This is a genomic window from Xenorhabdus bovienii (genome assembly GCF_024721015.1).
Taxonomy (GTDB): Bacteria; Pseudomonadota; Gammaproteobacteria; order Enterobacterales; family Enterobacteriaceae; genus Xenorhabdus; species Xenorhabdus bovienii.
In genome coordinates this window covers 1-17,319 of record NZ_JANAIF010000033.1, presented here as the reverse complement: position 1 = coordinate 17,319, position 17,319 = coordinate 1, and the positions used below count along the sequence as shown (strand labels likewise).

Annotated in this window: 15 protein-coding genes; 12 read left to right on the top strand and 3 right to left on the bottom strand. The window is 46.9% G+C overall.

Features of this window, described 5'->3' with window-relative positions; all coding sequences use genetic code 11:
• Nucleotides 1–17 precede the first annotated feature (17 nt).
• The 5 genes from ubiH (at nt 18) to gcvP (ending at nt 7,339) form a co-directional block, all read left to right on the top strand.
• Nucleotides 18–1,208, top strand: a complete 1,191-nt coding sequence (gene ubiH, locus NXS07_RS10560; protein ID WP_038209148.1) for a 2-octaprenyl-6-methoxyphenyl hydroxylase — start codon at nt 18–20, stop codon at nt 1,206–1,208.
• A 24-nt stretch (nt 1,209–1,232) separates the two neighbouring features.
• Complete coding sequence (gene ubiI / locus NXS07_RS10555; RefSeq protein ID WP_038209151.1) at nt 1,233–2,465, top strand: FAD-dependent 2-octaprenylphenol hydroxylase; 1,233 nt, start codon at nt 1,233–1,235, stop codon at nt 2,463–2,465.
• A gap of 371 nt (nt 2,466–2,836) precedes the next feature.
• Nucleotides 2,837–3,934, top strand: a complete 1,098-nt coding sequence (gcvT, locus tag NXS07_RS10550; protein ID WP_258086711.1) for a glycine cleavage system aminomethyltransferase GcvT — start codon at nt 2,837–2,839, stop codon at nt 3,932–3,934.
• A 51-nt stretch (nt 3,935–3,985) separates the two neighbouring features.
• Entirely contained in the window at nt 3,986–4,378 is a 393-nt protein-coding gene (gcvH, locus tag NXS07_RS10545; RefSeq protein WP_038196940.1) for a glycine cleavage system protein GcvH, read from the top strand.
• An 84-nt stretch (nt 4,379–4,462) separates the two neighbouring features.
• The gene (gene gcvP / locus NXS07_RS10540; RefSeq protein ID WP_258086710.1) at nt 4,463–7,339 is read left to right on the top strand and encodes an aminomethyl-transferring glycine dehydrogenase; all 2,877 of its coding nucleotides are present in this window, start codon (nt 4,463–4,465) and stop codon (nt 7,337–7,339) included.
• A 199-nt stretch (nt 7,340–7,538) separates the two neighbouring features.
• Here the strand turns inward: gcvP and NXS07_RS10535 are convergent, their stop codons facing one another.
• A complete protein-coding gene (locus NXS07_RS10535) occupies nt 7,539–8,147 on the bottom strand; it encodes an HD domain-containing protein (protein ID WP_258086709.1) in 609 nt (202 codons plus the stop codon).
• Between the two features lie 15 nt (nt 8,148–8,162).
• The gene (ygfZ, locus tag NXS07_RS10530; protein WP_038215778.1) at nt 8,163–9,173 is read right to left on the bottom strand and encodes a tRNA-modifying protein YgfZ; all 1,011 of its coding nucleotides are present in this window, start codon (nt 9,171–9,173) and stop codon (nt 8,163–8,165) included.
• A 322-nt stretch (nt 9,174–9,495) separates the two neighbouring features.
• On the opposite strand from ygfZ, the gene sdhE reads away from it, so the two are divergent.
• Nucleotides 9,496–9,762, top strand: coding sequence for an FAD assembly factor SdhE (sdhE, locus tag NXS07_RS10525; RefSeq protein WP_038196936.1), 267 nt, complete (start codon nt 9,496–9,498; stop codon nt 9,760–9,762).
• Nucleotides 9,743–10,168: a protein YgfX gene (locus tag NXS07_RS10520; RefSeq protein WP_038209169.1), complete on the top strand. Its 426-nt coding sequence runs from the start codon at nt 9,743–9,745 to the stop codon at nt 10,166–10,168. Before sdhE ends, NXS07_RS10520 begins: the two co-directional genes overlap by 20 nt.
• A 5-nt stretch (nt 10,169–10,173) precedes the next feature.
• On the opposite strand, the gene fldB is transcribed toward NXS07_RS10520, so the two are convergent.
• Complete coding sequence (gene fldB / locus NXS07_RS10515; protein WP_038196934.1) at nt 10,174–10,692, bottom strand: flavodoxin FldB; 519 nt, start codon at nt 10,690–10,692, stop codon at nt 10,174–10,176.
• Nucleotides 10,693–10,879: 187 nt separating this feature from the next.
• Here fldB and xerD point away from each other — a divergent pair, with 187 nt between their 5' ends.
• The 5 genes from xerD to lysS all read left to right on the top strand — a co-directional run bounded on the left by xerD (nt 10,880) and on the right by lysS (nt 17,040).
• Nucleotides 10,880–11,755, top strand: a complete 876-nt coding sequence (gene xerD, locus NXS07_RS10510; RefSeq protein ID WP_258086721.1) for a site-specific tyrosine recombinase XerD — start codon at nt 10,880–10,882, stop codon at nt 11,753–11,755.
• Between the two features lie 32 nt (nt 11,756–11,787).
• Entirely contained in the window at nt 11,788–12,489 is a 702-nt protein-coding gene (gene dsbC / locus NXS07_RS10505) for a bifunctional protein-disulfide isomerase/oxidoreductase DsbC (protein ID WP_038209172.1), read from the top strand.
• A 36-nt stretch (nt 12,490–12,525) separates the two neighbouring features.
• Nucleotides 12,526–14,259 (top strand): single-stranded-DNA-specific exonuclease RecJ, encoded by a 1,734-nt coding sequence (gene recJ, locus NXS07_RS10500; RefSeq protein WP_258086708.1) that lies wholly within the window; start codon nt 12,526–12,528, stop codon nt 14,257–14,259.
• Nucleotides 14,260–14,417: 158 nt separating this feature from the next.
• A protein-coding gene (prfB, locus tag NXS07_RS10495; protein WP_155271355.1) for a peptide chain release factor 2 occupies nt 14,418–15,516 on the top strand; the annotation gives its coding sequence in 2 pieces (ribosomal slippage) (nt 14,418–14,492 and nt 14,494–15,516; 1,098 coding nt in all).
• A gap of 9 nt (nt 15,517–15,525) precedes the next feature.
• Nucleotides 15,526–17,040 (top strand): lysine--tRNA ligase, encoded by a 1,515-nt coding sequence (gene lysS, locus NXS07_RS10490; RefSeq protein ID WP_038196930.1) that lies wholly within the window; start codon nt 15,526–15,528, stop codon nt 17,038–17,040.
• Nucleotides 17,041–17,319 lie beyond the last annotated feature (279 nt).

The window sequence follows — 17,319 nt, the reverse complement described above, 5'->3', positions numbered from 1 at the left end:
GTAATCAGGAAATCATAATGAACGTGATTATTGTGGGGGGAGGAATGGCTGGTGCAACACTGGCGCTGGCCATTTCTTCCTTAAGTCGGGGGCAGTTACAGGTCTCTTTGATTGAATCGACAGAACCAACACAAGAACATCCGGGTTTTGATGCAAGAGCTATTGCCTTGGCTTATGGCACATGCCAGCGCCTGAGCCAAATAGGTGTCTGGCCTGTGCTGAAAGATTGCGTTACCCCAATTACTCACGTTCATGTCAGCGATCGAGGTCATAGCGGTTTCGTTAACATTCGAGCCGATGACTATGCTATTCCGGCATTGGGTAATGTCATTGAATTGCACGATGCCGGGATTCGTCTGTTTAATCTGTTAAGACAGGCATCTAATGTCAAACTTCACTGTCCGGCTAAAGTGAATTCCGTTGAGCGTCTGGATACTTCGGTTGTGGTCAAGCTGGACAATGGCGAAAAGATCACGGGAGAGTTGTTGGTTGCTGCCGACGGAAGCTATTCTGCCGTGGCGAAAGCGTGCAATATTCCGTGGCAGCAGCAAACTTACGGTCAGGTTGCCATGATTGCCAATGTCCTGACATCTGAACATCCTCAGGGACGGGCATTTGAACGCTTTACCGAACACGGCCCGCTGGCATTGTTGCCCATGTCTGAAGGTCGCAGCGCTTTGGTATGGTGCCACCCGCTGGAAAAACAGACGGAAATCAACGACTGGAGCAATGAGGAATTTCTTCAACAATTGCAAAAAGCCTTTGGCTGGCGTTTGGGTAAAATGCTGGAAACGGGTCAACGGCATAGTTATCCACTGGCTTTATCCACTGCCAGCCAGCAGATCAGTCATCGTCTGGCGTTGGTAGGCAATGCGTCCCAAACGTTACATCCGATTGCCGGGCAGGGTTTTAACTTAGGAATGCGTGATGTTATGACACTGGCACAAGTCATTTCAGCGGCGGTAGATTCAGGGCAAGATATTGGTGCTTATGATGTTTTGGCTCGTTACCAGCAGCAACGCCATACCGATCGTGAAACAACGATTGGCATTACGGATGGGCTGGTCAGAATATTCGCCAATGACTATTTCCCTTTGAAGATAGGGCGTAACTTTGGCCTGATAACGATGGAAACGTTGTCCCCGTTGCGGGATTTATTTGCCCGTCAGACACTGGGTTGGGTTGCCCATCACTCATCGGCAGAATAAGGCAGATTAAGAGGAAAGAAAAACATGCAATCATTTGATGTGGTGATCGCAGGGGGCGGTATGGTTGGCCTTGCGCTGGCCTGTGGTTTGCAGGGTAGCGGTTTGCGCATCGCGATTGTAGAAGAGCACCCACCGACAGGCGCGTTTCATGCTAACGACGAACATGCGCTGCGTGTTTCTGCCATCAATGCAGCCAGTGAGCGGTTATTAACTCATCTTGGTGTCTGGCAGCACATTACTGCGATGCGAGCTAGTGCTTATCAGGGGATGGAAGTCCGGGATCAGGATAGTTTTGGTCGCATTAAATTCGATGCGACAGAAAATGGTCTGACACATCTTGGACATATCATCGAAAACCATGTGATCCGGCAGGCACTTTGGCAGCAGGCGGAAAGTTTGCCTGATGTGACGATTTTTACACCCGCATCCCTCAAAAATGTCGCGTGGGGAGAAAACGAAGCTTTCATTACTTTGTCCGATGAGCGAATGCTCACTTCACGGCTGGTTGTTGGTGCTGATGGTGCGAATTCATGGCTGCGTCAACATGCGGATATTCCACTGACTTTTTGGGATTATGAGCATCATGCGCTGGTCGCCACCATTCGTACCGAAGAACCTCATCAGGCTATTGCGCGCCAGGTCTTTCATGGTGATGGGATTCTGGCTTTCCTGCCGTTGTCTGATCCCCATTTATGCTCGATTGTCTGGTCACTGCCTGCTGAAGCTGCGCAACAGCGCAAAGCAATCGACGCTGTATTATTTAATCGGCAATTGGGCGTTACATTTGATATGCAGCTTGGTCAGTGTGAATTAGTCAGTGAACGCCAGGCCATTCCATTGATGGGGCGTTATGCCCGTAACTTTGCAGCCCATCGGTTAGCCCTGCTGGGGGATGCTGCACATACTATTCATCCTTTGGCAGGACAAGGCGTTAATTTGGGATTTATGGATGTGGCAGAGTTGATTGGAGAACTGAACCGCCTGCACCGCCAGGGGAAAGACATCGGTCAGTATCTCTATCTGGGGCGTTTCGAACGCCGCCGTAAGCACAGTGCAGCGGTGATGCTGGCAGGCATGCAAGGGTTCCGTCAGCTATTTGATGGCAATAATCCGGCTAAAAAACTATTGCGTGATATTGGATTAACGTTCGCTGATCACTTACCGGGAGTGAAATCGCAACTGCTTCGTCATGCCATGGGGCTAAATGATCTCCCTGATTGGCTGATTCCTCAAACCTCTTCGGTTGAAAAAATCTAATTCTGCTTCTCATTTTAGATTAGTTTTCCTCATGTTGGACTAAAGTGTGTCCAGTTGATTTACTTCACACTTTAGTCTTTTTCTAATAAAAAAAGAACGTATTCTGTGTTTCATCAAAAATTTTGAGCGCCTTCACGCAATAAATTAGATAAAAATTCTGCATGATAGTAAGTGGTTTTTCAGGTTATTACTGTAATGCTGCTAATTTATTTTATGGTTCATTTCCATTTTCAGTGATAACTTCTAACTCAAGGTATCGTTTGCGTCATTAACCGCTTTTTTTGATTCATGATCCAACCTCTGTCGGTTAATACGCCGTATGTTTTTCAGGTCAAAAACATTTTCATGTCAAGAATGGAAAGAGGGAAATAATGTCAAAACACACCCCACTATATGATCAACATCTGGCATGCGGAGCGCGCATGGTAGATTTTCATGGCTGGATGATGCCCCTTCAATACGGTTCACAAATCGACGAGCATCAGACGGTGCGTACTGATGCTGGTATGTTCGATGTTTCCCACATGACCATTGTGGATCTGCATGGCACAGGTTGCCGTGATTTTCTCCGCTATCTTCTGGCAAATGACATCACCAAACTGACCGAACAGGGTAAGGCACTTTATACCGGCATGTTGAATGCCTCCGGTGGTGTTATTGATGACCTGATAGTCTATTTCTTCACTGATGACTTCTATCGCATGGTTGTAAATTCTGCGACCCGTGACAAAGACTTAGCGTGGATTCAACAGCATGCCACGAATTACCCCGTCGAAATTACGGTGCGTGATGATTTAGCATTGATCGCGGTTCAAGGCCCGAATGCGCAGTCTAAAACACAATCCCTGCTGAATGATGAACAAAAACAGGCCGTGACAGGCATGAAGCCTTTTTTCGGTGTTCAATCTGGCGATTTATTTATCGCGACGACCGGTTATACCGGCGAAGCAGGTTATGAAATTGCGTTACCGAAAGAACAAGCTGCTGATTTTTGGCAGCAGTTGTTGGCAGCAGGCGTCAAACCCGCCGGGTTGGGCGCACGGGATACACTACGTCTCGAAGCGGGTATGAACCTTTATGGCCAGGAAATGGATGAGACCATTTCGCCTTTAGCGGCCAATATGGGATGGACGATTGCGTGGAAACCGGAAGATCGTCAATTTATTGGCCGTGAAGCGCTGGAAAGACAGCGCGAAGTAGGTACAGAACAACTGGTTGGTTTAATTATGCGCGACAAGGGCGTATTGCGTGGTGGTTTAACTGTCCACTTCACCGATAAAGCGGGTGAAATGCGTTCTGGTGTCATTACCAGCGGAACATTCTCTCCAACTTTGGGATTCAGCATAGCTCTTGCACGGGTTCCTCAGGGAATTGGAGAACAAGCGATTGTTCAGATCCGTAACCGTGAAATGCCTGTTCAGGTGGTTAAACCGGGTTTTGTACGGATGGGCAAACCGCTCGTAGAGTAATTTTGGTCGTAACATTTTTATTAATGAATTAAAAATAAGGAGATGGCAACGATGAGTCATGTACCAGCAGAATTAAAATATACCTCATCACACGAATGGGTTCGTGTGGAAGGAAACGGTGAATACACTGTAGGTATTACCGAGCACGCTCAGGAACTCTTGGGTGATATGGTATTCGTTGATTTGCCTGAAGTCGGTGCAGTTGTAAATAGTGGTAGTGACTGTGCTGTTGTAGAATCAGTCAAAGCGGCTTCTGATATTTATGCCCCCTTGAGTGGTGAAGTTACCGCTGTTAATTCAGAGTTGGAAAGTTCTCCTGAATTAGTCAACAGTGAACCTTATAACGAAGGTTGGCTGTTCCGCCTTAAGATCTCTGACGAGAGTGAACTCACCCATCTGCTTGATGCGGAAGGTTATCAGTCACTTTTGGCAGAAGAAGAATAATGATGACTATCGCCCCATATCACGCTGTGAATGGGGCGTTTTTTATGTGTGCCGTTTTTAGCTAGTTTCAGGAAATTATCATCAATGACTCAGACACTAATCCAACTTGAAAATCAAGGTGAATTCACTCGTCGCCACATTGGTTCTTCTGCTGAACAGCAAAAAGAGATGCTGGCGACAGTTGGTGCAAATTCTCTTGACGATCTGACGAATAAAATCGTTCCTCGTGATATCGCATTGTCAGAACCACCTGCTGTAGGCGAAGGCGCGACAGAACAACAGGCACTGGCTGAACTGAAAGTGATGGCCAGCCAGAACAGGCGTTATCAATCTTATATCGGCATGGGATACGCGCCATCGGTACTCCCTCCGGTTATTCTGCGTAATTTGCTGGAGAACCCAGGCTGGTACACGGCATATACCCCGTATCAGCCAGAAGTTTCCCAAGGCCGTCTTGAAGCCTTACTGAACTTCCAGCAAGTCACTATTGATCTAACCGGATTGGATCTTGCTTCTGCCTCATTACTGGATGAAGCTACGGCAGCGGCTGAAGCTATGGCGATGGCAAAACGGGTTAGTAAGTTGAAAGGCGCAGAGCGTTTCTTTGTGGCGGATGATATTCATCCACAGACGCTGGACGTTGTTCGTACCCGTGCGGAAACATTTGGATTTGAAGTCATTGTTGATGAAGCCGAAAAAGTACTGGAACTGGAAGGCGTCTTCGGTGTCCTGCTACAACAGGTTGGTACAACGGGCGAAGTTCATGATTACAGTGTTCTGATTGCAAAACTGAAAGAGAAAAAGATCATTGTCAGTGTCGCGGCGGATTTCATGGCACTGGTCATGTTGACTGCGCCGGGTAAACAAGGTGCTGATATGGTATTTGGTGCGGCACAGCGTTTTGGTGTCCCGATGGGATACGGCGGCCCACATGCTGCATTCTTTGCCTGCCGTGATGAATTCAAGCGTTCCATGCCGGGTCGCATTATTGGCGTTTCCCGTGACGCGGCGGGTAACCGCGCTCTGCGGATGGCCATGCAAACCCGTGAACAGCATATCCGTCGCGAAAAAGCGAACTCCAATATCTGTACCTCACAAGTTCTGCTGGCTAATATTGCTGGCATGTATGCGGTTTACCACGGTGCTGAAGGCTTGAAGAGAATCGCTGGCCGTATTCACCGATTGACCGACATTCTGGCCGCTGGCCTGCAAAAAGCGGGCATAACACTGCGTCACAAAACATGGTTTGATACGCTGACCGTTGAAGTTGCAGATAAAACACCGGTGCTGGCACGGGCGGAGAAGGCTCAAATTAACCTGCGTACTGATATTCTTGGTGCGGTTGGTGTGGCATTGAGTGAGAAAACCAGCCGCGGCGATTTGCAGACACTGTTCCAAGTCTTGACTGGCTCTGATGCTATGCTGGATATCGATACGCTTGATAGTGAAATGTCGGCAGGCAGCCAATCTATTCCGGCTTCAATGCTGCGCAATGATGACATCCTGACGCATGACAACTTCCGCTGTTATCACAGCGAAACCGACATGATGCGCTACATGCACAGTCTGGAGCGTAAAGATCTGGCATTGAATCAGGCGATGATCCCTCTGGGGTCGTGTACCATGAAACTGAATGCGGCGGCTGAAATCATGCCGATCACATGGCCTGAATTTACGGATATGCATCCTTTCTGCCCACCAGAGCAGGCGCAGGGTTATCACCAATTGATCAGCCAACTCTCCCATTGGCTAGTATTGCTGACCGGCTACGACGCAGTTTGTATGCAGCCAAACTCCGGTGCCCAAGGAGAATATGCTGGCTTACTCGCTATTCGTCGCTATTACGCCAGTCGTGGAGAACAGCATCGCCATGTCTGCCTGATCCCAAGCTCTGCTCACGGCACAAACCCTGCTTCCGCGCATATGGCGGGTATGACCGTGGTGGTGGTGAATTGTGACAAAGAAGGTAATATTGATCTGACAGATTTACGCGAAAAAGCGGAAAAACATCGTGATGAACTGGCCTGCATCATGGTGACCTACCCATCGACTCACGGTGTGTATGAAGAAACCATCCGTCAGATTTGCGACATCATTCACCAGAATGGTGGTCAGGTTTACCTTGATGGTGCCAACATGAACGCCCAAGTCGGTATTACCACGCCGGGCTTTATTGGTGCTGACGTTTCCCACCTGAACCTGCATAAAACCTTTTGTATCCCACACGGTGGCGGTGGCCCGGGCATGGGGCCGATTGGTGTGAAAAAACACCTCGCGCCATTTGTTCCGGGGCATTCTGTGGTGGAAATGGACACAGTAACCACATTGGGCGCAGTATCGGCAGCACCATTTGGCAGTGCTTCCATTTTGCCCATTAGCTGGATGTATATCCGCATGATGGGAGCAAAAGGACTGAAACAAGCCAGCCAAGTTGCGATTCTGAATGCGAACTACATCGCAGCTCGCCTGAAAGGGGCTTATGAAATCCTCTATACCGGACGTGATGGCTACGTTGCCCACGAATGTATTTTGGATATTCGCCCATTGAAAGACGAATTTGGCATCAGTGAAATGGATATCGCCAAGCGTTTAGTTGATTACGGCTTCCATGCCCCAACCATGTCATTCCCCGTAGCGGGAACCTTGATGGTTGAGCCGACGGAATCCGAAAGCAAAGTCGAAATCGATCGCTTTATTGACGCAATGCTGGCAATTCGCGAAGAAATCAGCAAAGTGGCAAAAGGGGAGTGGCCGCTGGAAGACAACCCACTGGTAAATGCGCCACATGTTCAGACAGAGCTGGTCTCTGACTGGGAACACGCATACAGCCGTGAAATCGCTGTCTTCCCAACAGCAGAAACCAAAGCCAATAAATACTGGCCAACGGTTAAACGTCTCGACGATGTATATGGTGACCGCAATTTACATTGCTCCTGTGCACCGATTGAAGATTATCGTTAATCTCGGTTAACAAAGAAGACGAAAGCAGTGTTGAGGAGGATTCCTCACACTGCTTTTTCAGGAAGATTATCCATCTTCATTCAATATATGATGGTTTTCTCGTGATAGGAGATCGCCATTTTTGAGTCAATGTATCTCCTGAGAAAACCGTAGAAAATTTGCAATAAGAAACTTTGTTATCTGACGTCATTTCTTACAGTTACGCTTTCAACCAACCTTTCTCTTTCGCGGCTTCCAATTGTGGTAGCAGATATTGCCACAGCTCAGGGTAAGCCTCAGAAATAAAATGAAGCAGATTGAAAACCTGTTCAAAGTGGATACCATTCTCAACCCAGCTTTGGCCATCGTTATGCAGGTTCATGAGTACCGGCATGACCCTGTCGAGCGTTTTGGCAAAAATTGCTTCAGGTGTTTCAGAATCTTCGTATTCATTCCACAGCGCCAGAAAATAATCTCTCTGCGCTTCCGGCAGTAAACCAAAAATACGATGGGCGGCGTTAACTTCATGTTCATGGATTGCTTCACGGGCAGCTAAATCGAATGCGATAACATCTCCTGCATCGATTTCGACAATATCGTGAATCAAAGCCATCTGCACAACGCGACCTATATTCATTTCACCCACATAAGGCGCAAAACTCATGACAGCAAGTGCGAAATGCCAGCTATGTTCAGCCGAATTCTCATGACGCTGATTGTTCAGCAGTTTAGTTTTGCGATGAACCGATTTTAACTTATCCAGCTCCATAATAAATGCGATAACATTAGTAAATGGGCCGAAATCAACAGGAGGTACAGCTAATGACATAAAAAACCTCAAATATTATTTTTCTTCATCTAATGAATAAGGAAGCGATTGAATGGTAAGAGAACTTCCTTCATCTTCACGGATACGGAAAATACTGTCAGCAGCCATATCATTGTTCATGACAACTTGCACCCAGATTGAACCATCAGCGAGTCTGACCGCAGTCAGAACCGAGCCCGTTCTGCGCCATTTATCACCCAGTTGCCACTCCAGATCGTCTCCGGCGACGGGAAGAGAAGAAGCCGTGCCAGCCAGCCAGTACATTGCCCGCTTATTAGCACCGCGGTATTTGGCACGAGCCACCATCTCCTGACCGGTATAACAGCCTTTCTTGAAGCTGATACTGCCCTCAAGAGCCTGAATATTCATCGCTTGTGGAATGAACTGGGCGCTGCTGGCTGAATCAATGACCGGGAAGCCTGCTTCAATCTCCAGTGCCAACCACTGCTGACTGTCGCTCAATTGCGCCTGAAATTTCTCTGCTAACGTTTCCGCTAACTGGGCTGCGGTAGCCTGATCGGTGACTAAAAGGAAACGTTCTGTGGGGAAGGCGAAGTGAAGAAGGGTAGTTGTTTCGTGTTGAATAACGGTTGTTTCGGCATCGGGCAGGGTGGGAAACATTTCTGCCAGCGCGTTCCTGCTTTCCGCTCCGGCAACACCAAGCAGGATGCTTTCTTCATCTTTAGCAAAGGTCACTTTGGAAAACACAGCATACTTTTTCAATTCAGTCAGCTGGGGATCCAATACTGTGCGACGTTCAATATAGGCAAAACCTTCACCACGGTGAAACAGCCGCAGGTTACTCCACATCTTTCCTTTGGCATCACAATGTGCGCTCAACACATGTTTTTGGTTGAGCAAGGCGACATCTGATGTGACTTGGCCTTGCAGATACTTTTCCGCATCTGCGCCTGTTACGCTTATCATCCCCCAATCATTAAGGGAAATTAAAGTCAGGGGAAGTGCTGCTGAAGGAGATGGGAGTTGTGCAGAAATTTGAGCAGAAAATAGAATTTGGTCAGCCATAACAGCTCCTGCCAGTAAACTATCTGAGAAATAAGGCTAATGGTAAAAGAGATGGGGCTTAATGCAAAGGAGTTATTCTTGTTATTTACTGACTGGACGTTAAAGGTGATTTGTTGCGATGCTCTTCGCATATTATCGATATATCTTGATTCAACTGTCACGAATGATGAAAAACAGTCCAGAATCGTTGATAATTCCCTTTGACTGTGAAATTTTGCAACCGTGATCATTTCTGAAACGACGGGTAACTTGTTAATCTTTCGCGACATCAGCATTGCCGTCTCAATGGCACGAATGAAAATAATCAAGAGGCTTTTTAAACATGGATATTGACAATAAAGCGCGTATTCACTGGGCATGTCGTCGTGGAATGCGTGAACTGGATATTTCTATCATGCCGTTTTTTGAATATGAATATGACTCATTGAATGATGATGATAAGCGGCTTTTCGTTCGTTTGCTGGAGTGTGCAGATCCTGATCTCTTTAACTGGCTCATGAATCATGGTCGTCCAGAAGATGATGAGCTGTTCCGCATGGTGCAATTGATTCAGAGCAGAAACCAAGCCCGTGGCCCTGTGGCACTGTGAACTGAAGGTATCCCGTCATAGCCGCCTGTTTTCTTCAGGTGTGCATGGCGTAATTATGCTTGCCGCGTTATTGGCTCCGTGGCCTGCCAGTGGTTTTTATCTCTGGCTTCCACTGTTTGTCATCATTATGGTGAGCTGGGTGTGGAGCCAAAAAAACATTAGACGGTGTCAGGGAAGGCTGGTGCTGTTCAGTGGCCAGAAAATGCATTGGCAAAAAGCGGCGTGGAAACTCACTAGGCCACCGTGGTTAAGCCGCTATGGTATGGTGATCACACTTCACGCCTTTGACAAAACAGAAAGTATCCGCCATCGGTCGTTAATTCGGTTATGGGTGGCATCAGACAGTGTGCCACCAAAGATGTGGCGTCATTTGAACCAGCTTATGCGTCAGTATCCTGATATATAGCGGGATTAAAACAGCGCTTCCATTTCTGCCAATATCTGCATACACCATTCGCTCAAACGTTCATCAGTTTGCTCGAACTGGTTTACATCATCCAGAGCCAGGCCGACAAATTGTTTGCCATCTTCGGTCAGTGGTTTAGGGCTGGTGAATTCATAACCTTCTGTTGGCCAAAAACCAACAAACTGCGCACCCGCAGGCAGCAAATGGTGATACAGCATTCCCAACGAATCCAGAAACCATTCACTGTAGTCGATCTGATCCCCCATGCCATACATGGCAACGATTTTTCCCGCCAGATCCAATGATGGAAGTTGATCCCAGATAGCCAGCCAATCTTCCTGTAATTCACCGAAATCCCAAGTAGGAATGCCGAGAATAAGGACAGAATAATCTTCCATCAATTGGGGATCACAATCTTTGACATTATGCAGTTCGATCAGATCTTCGCCGAGTATATCGCGTATTTTTTCTGCTACCATTTCTGTATAGCATGTACTGGAGCCGTAAAAGAGACCAATTTTCATCATTATTTACCAGGACATTTCGAATATCAGGGGCCGCATTGTAACAGAAGAATTGTTTTTTCAGGCATAATAGCAGCTCGGAAGTCGCAGATATAAAGGAGGGCTTGTGCCAAAAAAACACGATTTATCAGAAAACTATTCCTCGCAAGATAAGTCATCGGAACAGACCCCATCGGCTAATCTCCTTATAGAGCAATTTCTGGATACCATCTGGCTGGAAAAGGATCTGGCTGAAAATACGCTATCTTCTTATCGGCTGGATTTACAAGCCCTAGATAGTTGGCTGGTATATGGTGGTCATGATTTACTTTCTGTGGAATCTATTGAACTACAATTATTTTTGGCTGAACGGGTAGATGGCGGTTATAAAGCCAGTAGTTCAGCCCGCTTGCTGAGTACAATGCGGCGGTTGTTTCAGTATCTTTATCGTGAAAAAATGCGTTTGGATGATCCAACAGCACTTTTATCTGCCCCTAAATTGCCTAAACGTTTACCCAAAGACTTAAGTGAAAAACAAGTTGAGGATTTGCTTAATGCTCCCTTGATTGACCAACCGATTGAACTGCGAGATAAAGCCATGTTTGAAGTGCTTTATGCCTGCGGATTGCGGGTGTCTGAGTTGGTTGGGCTGACATTATCGGATGTGAGCTTACGTCAGGGTGTGGTTAGGGTAGTGGGTAAGGGAAACAAGGAAAGATTGGTTCCTTTGGGAGAAGAAGCGCTTTACTGGTTGGAAAAATACCTAGAGTATGGGCGTCCGTGGTTATTAAATGGCTCGGTATCTGACGTTTTCTTCCCCAGCAAAAGGGGAACGCAGATGACCCGCCAGACTTTCTGGCATCGGATCAAACATTATGCCGTACTGTCTGGCATTGATACCGAACGCTTATCACCCCATGTTTTGCGTCATGCTTTTGCAACGCATTTACTCAACCATGGTGCAGACTTACGCGTTGTGCAGATGCTGCTGGGTCACAGTGATCTCTCCACGACTCAAATTTATACTCATGTGGCGACTGAACGTCTTAAAGCGCTGCATCAACAACATCATCCTCGTGGATAACTGTGAAAAAAATGGAAATAAAGGAACAAAAGATGAAGAAGCTAGCGTTTTGTTTTTCCTTATTATTGACGGCCTTTGCCAGCAATGTATTTGCTAATGACAGTGCGGTTAATAACTCATTGTCAAAAATGGGACTTAAAGCCGAAAGTATCACGCCATCACAACTGGCTGGCGTGAGCACGGTTTTGACAGATCAGGGTATTATTCATATCTCCAACGATGGTAAGTATTTGTTCAAAGCCCAGGTTTACGATATTAGTGGCAAATTACCAAAGAATGTCACCAATCAGGTTCTGGTGAAAAAACTGGATGCTCTGAAAAATCAAATGATTGTTTACAAGGCACCAAAAGAAAAACATGTCGTGACTGTTTTTACTGATATTACCTGTGGTTATTGCCGCAAGTTGCATGAGGAAATGAAAGAGTATAACGATTTGGATATCACCATCCGTTATTTGGCATTTCCTCGCCATAGTCTGCAACATCAATCAGCCAAAGATATGCAATCCATCTGGTGCAGTGCGACACCTAATAAAGCGCTGGATGCTGCTTTCAAAGGGGATAACATTTCTCCGATCAAGAGCTGTAAAAATGATATAGCGAAACAATACCAGTTAGGTTTGCAGTTTGGTGTTCAGGGAACACCTGCGATTGTACTTCAGGATGGCAGCGTGCTTGGTGGTTTTATGCCGCCAAAAGATCTGAAAGAAGCTCTGGAACAAAATGGTGAATAATTCGTCAATGACTCAAATTCAGTGAAGCAACCCCCAGTGAATATAGAAACACAACTCCGCCGCCGCCCGGTGGCGGATGACAGTCATCTTCCCAATAGTATTCATCCATTATTGCGTCGTTTATACGCTATGCGGGGTATTCGTCAGGCTGATGAACTGGAACGTGGAGCCAAAGGGCTACTCAATTATCAATCTCTCAATGGCATTGAACAGGCTGTTTTCTTGCTGATAACAGCATTGCACGACCATTGGCGTATTGTTATTGTCGGTGATTTCGATACAGATGGGGCAACCAGTACAGCATTGTGTATCCGTGCCTTGCGGGCGATGGGCTATCGCAATCTTGATTATCTTGTGCCAAATCGTTTTGAAGACGGTTATGGCTTAAGTGTTCAGGTTGTTAATGAAGTCGTCAAAAAAGGCGCTGATCTGATCATTACTGTGGACAATGGCATCTCTTCCCACGAAGGGGTGGCAGCGGCGCATCAGCACAGCATCAAAGTGCTTGTCACCGATCATCACTTGCCCGGAGAGACACTACCAGCCGCAGATGCCATTATCAACCCTAACCTGCATGATTGTGCTTTCCCCTCGAAAGCGCTGGCTGGTGTGGGGGTGGCATTTTATCTGATGTCGGCACTCAGGGCAGAATTACGTAAAACAGCGTGGTTTGAGCAGCAGGGTATTCCGCTGCCCAATCTGGCGGAACTACTTGATCTGGTGGCACTCGGAACCGTGGCAGACGTGGTTCCTCTTGATACCAATAACCGTATTTTTGTGTATCAAGGATTGAACCGCATTCGTGCTGGTCGCTGTTGCGTGGGAATTCGGGCGCTGCTTGAAATTTCCAAACGGGAATCCACCAAACTGACTGCCAGTGATTTGGGGTTTTCGCTTGGGCCACGACTGAACGCAGCCGGACGGCTGGATGATATGTCCGTTGGCGTGGCTTTATTGTTGACGGATGATATGGTGCAAGCTCGTCAGATAGTCTGTGAACTTGATGGACTGAACCAAACCCGCCGTGAAATTGAGCAGGGGATGAAGCAGGAAGCTTTGCAGATTTGTGATCAATTCGAACGTACCCATACTCAGCTACCTTACGGACTAGTCATTTATCATCCAGAGTGGCATCAGGGCGTAGTGGGTATTCTGGCCTCGCGTATTAAAGAACGTTTTCACCGTCCGGTTATTGCCTTTGCTCCGGCAGGCGATGGAACATTAAAAGGTTCAGGCCGTTCAGTGAATGGATTGCATATGCGTGATGCGCTTGAGCGCCTCGATACTCTGCATCCGGGCTTGATATTGAAATTTGGCGGCCATGCTATGGCTGCGGGCTTGTCAATTAAGCAGGATAAATTTGATCTGTTTCAGCGCCATTTCTCTGCGTTGATGGCCGATTGGCTGGATATCGCCCAGCTTGAGGGAGTGGTCTGGAGCGATGGCGAGCTGGCCTTAGGGGAGTTATCGCTGGAAATTGCGGAAATTCTGCGAGAAGGTGGTCCGTGGGGGCAGGCATTTGCCGAACCGATATTTGATGGCAAATTCAAACTGCTGCAACAGCGGATTGTTGGCGAAAAACACCTGAAAGTCATGCTTGAGCCATTAAACGGTGGGCCGATGTTAGATGGCATTGCGTTTAACATCGATACTCATCGCTGGCCGGATAACAGCGTCAAAACAGTGGAATTGGCCTATAAACTGGATATCAACGAATTTCGCGGTAATCGCGATGTCCAACTTTTGATCCAGCACATCTGGCCTTACTGAATTGGCCTGAATGGTATGATCAGCTATTAAAACTTTGCCACATGATCGAAAGTGATTGTGTGGCAAATCTCCAGAAAGGCTATAAACCGTTTGACAGATCCGTTAGAATACGCAGTTCGAAAATATCCATGTGACCACTACGGTATAAGACACAAAATATGTTTGAAATTAACCCGGTAAAAAACCACATTCAGGACTTGTCTGAGCGGACAGAAGTTCTGAGGGGGTATCTTTGACTATGATGCCAAGAAAGAACGTTTAGAAGAAGTCAATGCTGAACTGGAACAGCCTGATGTCTGGAATGAACCGGAGCGGGCACAGGCATTAGGTAAAGAGCGTTCATCACTGGAAAACATCGTAGAAACGATTGAACAGCTTGATCAGGGTCTGGAAGATGTGAACGGCCTGCTGGAACTGGCTTTAGAAGCTGATGATGAAGAGACTTTCAATGAAGCCGTAGCTGAGTTGGAACAGTTGGAAGAAAAACTCGGTCAACTTGAATTTCGCCGCATGTTCTCAGGTCAATATGACAGCGCAAACTGCTATCTGGATTTACAGGCTGGCTCTGGTGGTACAGAAGCGCAGGACTGGGCCAGTATGTTGATGCGTATGTTTCTGCGCTGGGCTGAGTCCAAAGGTTTTAAAACTGAAATTATCGAAGAGTCTGATGGTGACGTTGCTGGTTTGAAATCTGCAACCATTAAAATCATCGGTGAATATGCTTACGGTTGGTTGCGTACAGAAACGGGCGTGCATCGTTTGGTACGTAAAAGTCCGTTTGACTCAGGTGGCCGTCGTCATACCTCATTCAGCTCTGCCTTTATTTACCCAGAAGTGGATGATGACATTGATATCGAAATCAACCCGGTTGATTTGCGTATTGATGTATACCGTGCTTCCGGTGCAGGTGGTCAGCACGTCAACAAAACTGAATCTGCGGTGCGTATCACCCACATACCGACTGGCCTTGTAACCCAGTGCCAGAATGATCGTTCTCAGCATAAAAACAAAGACCAGGCGATGAAACAGTTGAAAGCCAAACTGTATGAACTGGAAATGCAGAAGAAGAATGCTGATAAACAGGCGATGGAAGAAAACAAATCGGATATCGGTTGGGGCAGTCAGATCCGCTCTTACGTTTTGGATGATTCCCGCATTAAAGATTTGCGTACTGGCGTTGAAACTCGCAATACGCAGTCTGTGCTGGATGGGGATTTGGACAAATTCATTGAAGCTAGCTTAAAAGCCGGCCTATGAGGAACTAAAATGTCACAACAGCAGCAGGGAGCTGAACAGGCTCCTGATTTAAATAATGAACTGAAAACTCGCCGTGAAAAACTGGCTGCACTGCGCGGCAACGGTATCGCATTCCCAAATGATTTTCGTCGTGAGAACATTTCTGAAGATCTGCATGCAAAATATGATGACAAGACTCAGGAAGAACTGGAAGCGCTAAACATTGAAGTGACCGTAGCAGGCCGTATGATGACTCGTCGTATCATGGGCAAGGCATCCTTTGCGACCTTGCAGGACATGGGAGGACGTATTCAGGTTTACGTTTCCCGTGATGACCTGCCGGAAGGCATTTATAATGAACAGTTCAAAAAATGGGATTTGGGTGACATTTTAGGCGCTCGCGGTAAATTGTTTAAAACCAAAACGGGTGAACTTTCCATTCACTGTACTGAACTGCGCTTGCTGACCAAAGCACTGCGTCCGCTGCCGGATAAATTCCACGGCTTGGCGGATCAGGAAATGCGCTACCGTCAGCGTTATCTGGATCTGATCTCGAATGACGAATCACGCAAGACATTCCAGATCCGTTCCCGCATCATGGCTGCATTGCGTAACTTCATGGTCAAAAAAGACTTCATGGAAGTTGAAACCCCAATGATGCAGGCGATCCCAGGCGGAGCGAGTGCGCGCCCATTTACTACGCACCACAACGCGCTGGACATCGATATGTACCTGCGCATTGCACCGGAACTGTATCTGAAACGTCTGGTAGTGGGTGGTTTTGAGCGCGTTTTCGAAATCAACCGTAACTTCCGTAACGAAGGTATTTCTCCGCGTCATAACCCAGAGTTCACCATGATGGAACTCTACATGGCTTATGCGGATTACCAGGATCTGATCGTACTGACCGAAGAACTGTTCCGTACTTTGACTCAGGAAGTGCTGGGTACTACGTTGGTGAAATACGGTGAACAAGAATTCGATTTCGGTAAGCCTTTCACCAAAATGACCATGAAAGAAGCGATTTGCAAATATCGCCCAGAAACCAATATTGCGGATCTGGATGACATGGATAAAGCTGTCGTTATCGCGAAGTCTCTTGGCATTGATATTGAAAAAAGCTGGGGCTTGGGTCGTATTCAGTGCGAAATCTTTGAAGAAACCGCTGAAAGCCACCTGATTCAACCGACTTTCATTACTGAATACCCAGCAGAAGTTTCTCCGCTGGCACGCCGTAATGATGACAACCCATTCATTACAGACCGTTTTGAATTCTTCATCGGTGGCCGTGAAATTGGTAACGGCTTCTCCGAGCTGAACGATGCAGAAGATCAGGCAGAACGTTTTGCAGAGCAAGTTCGTCATAAAGACGAAGGTGACGACGAAGCGATGTTCTACGATGATGACTACGTTACTGCACTGGAACACGGTTTGCCACCAACGGCAGGCTTGGGGATTGGTATCGACCGTATGGTTATGTTGTTCACGGATAGCCATACCATTCGTGACGTGATCCTGTTCCCAGCAATGCGCCCGAATAAATAATCATTTCTGATTAAAATCGACAAATGCCCTGTAAGGTTAGCCGGACAGGGCGTTTTTTTATACTGATAAGACATACTGAAACAACTGACTGAAATATAAAGAAAATCCAACAATAATCACTTACTGAGATTCAACAGCAGGTATATATTTGACGGCATCATTTCGATGATGCGAGTGTAGTTCAATGGCAGAACGAGAGCTTCCTAGGGCAAACGGGTCTAAATTATACTGACGTAAACCCTCCCGTTAGAACCTTCAGCATATAACCATTATCCCATC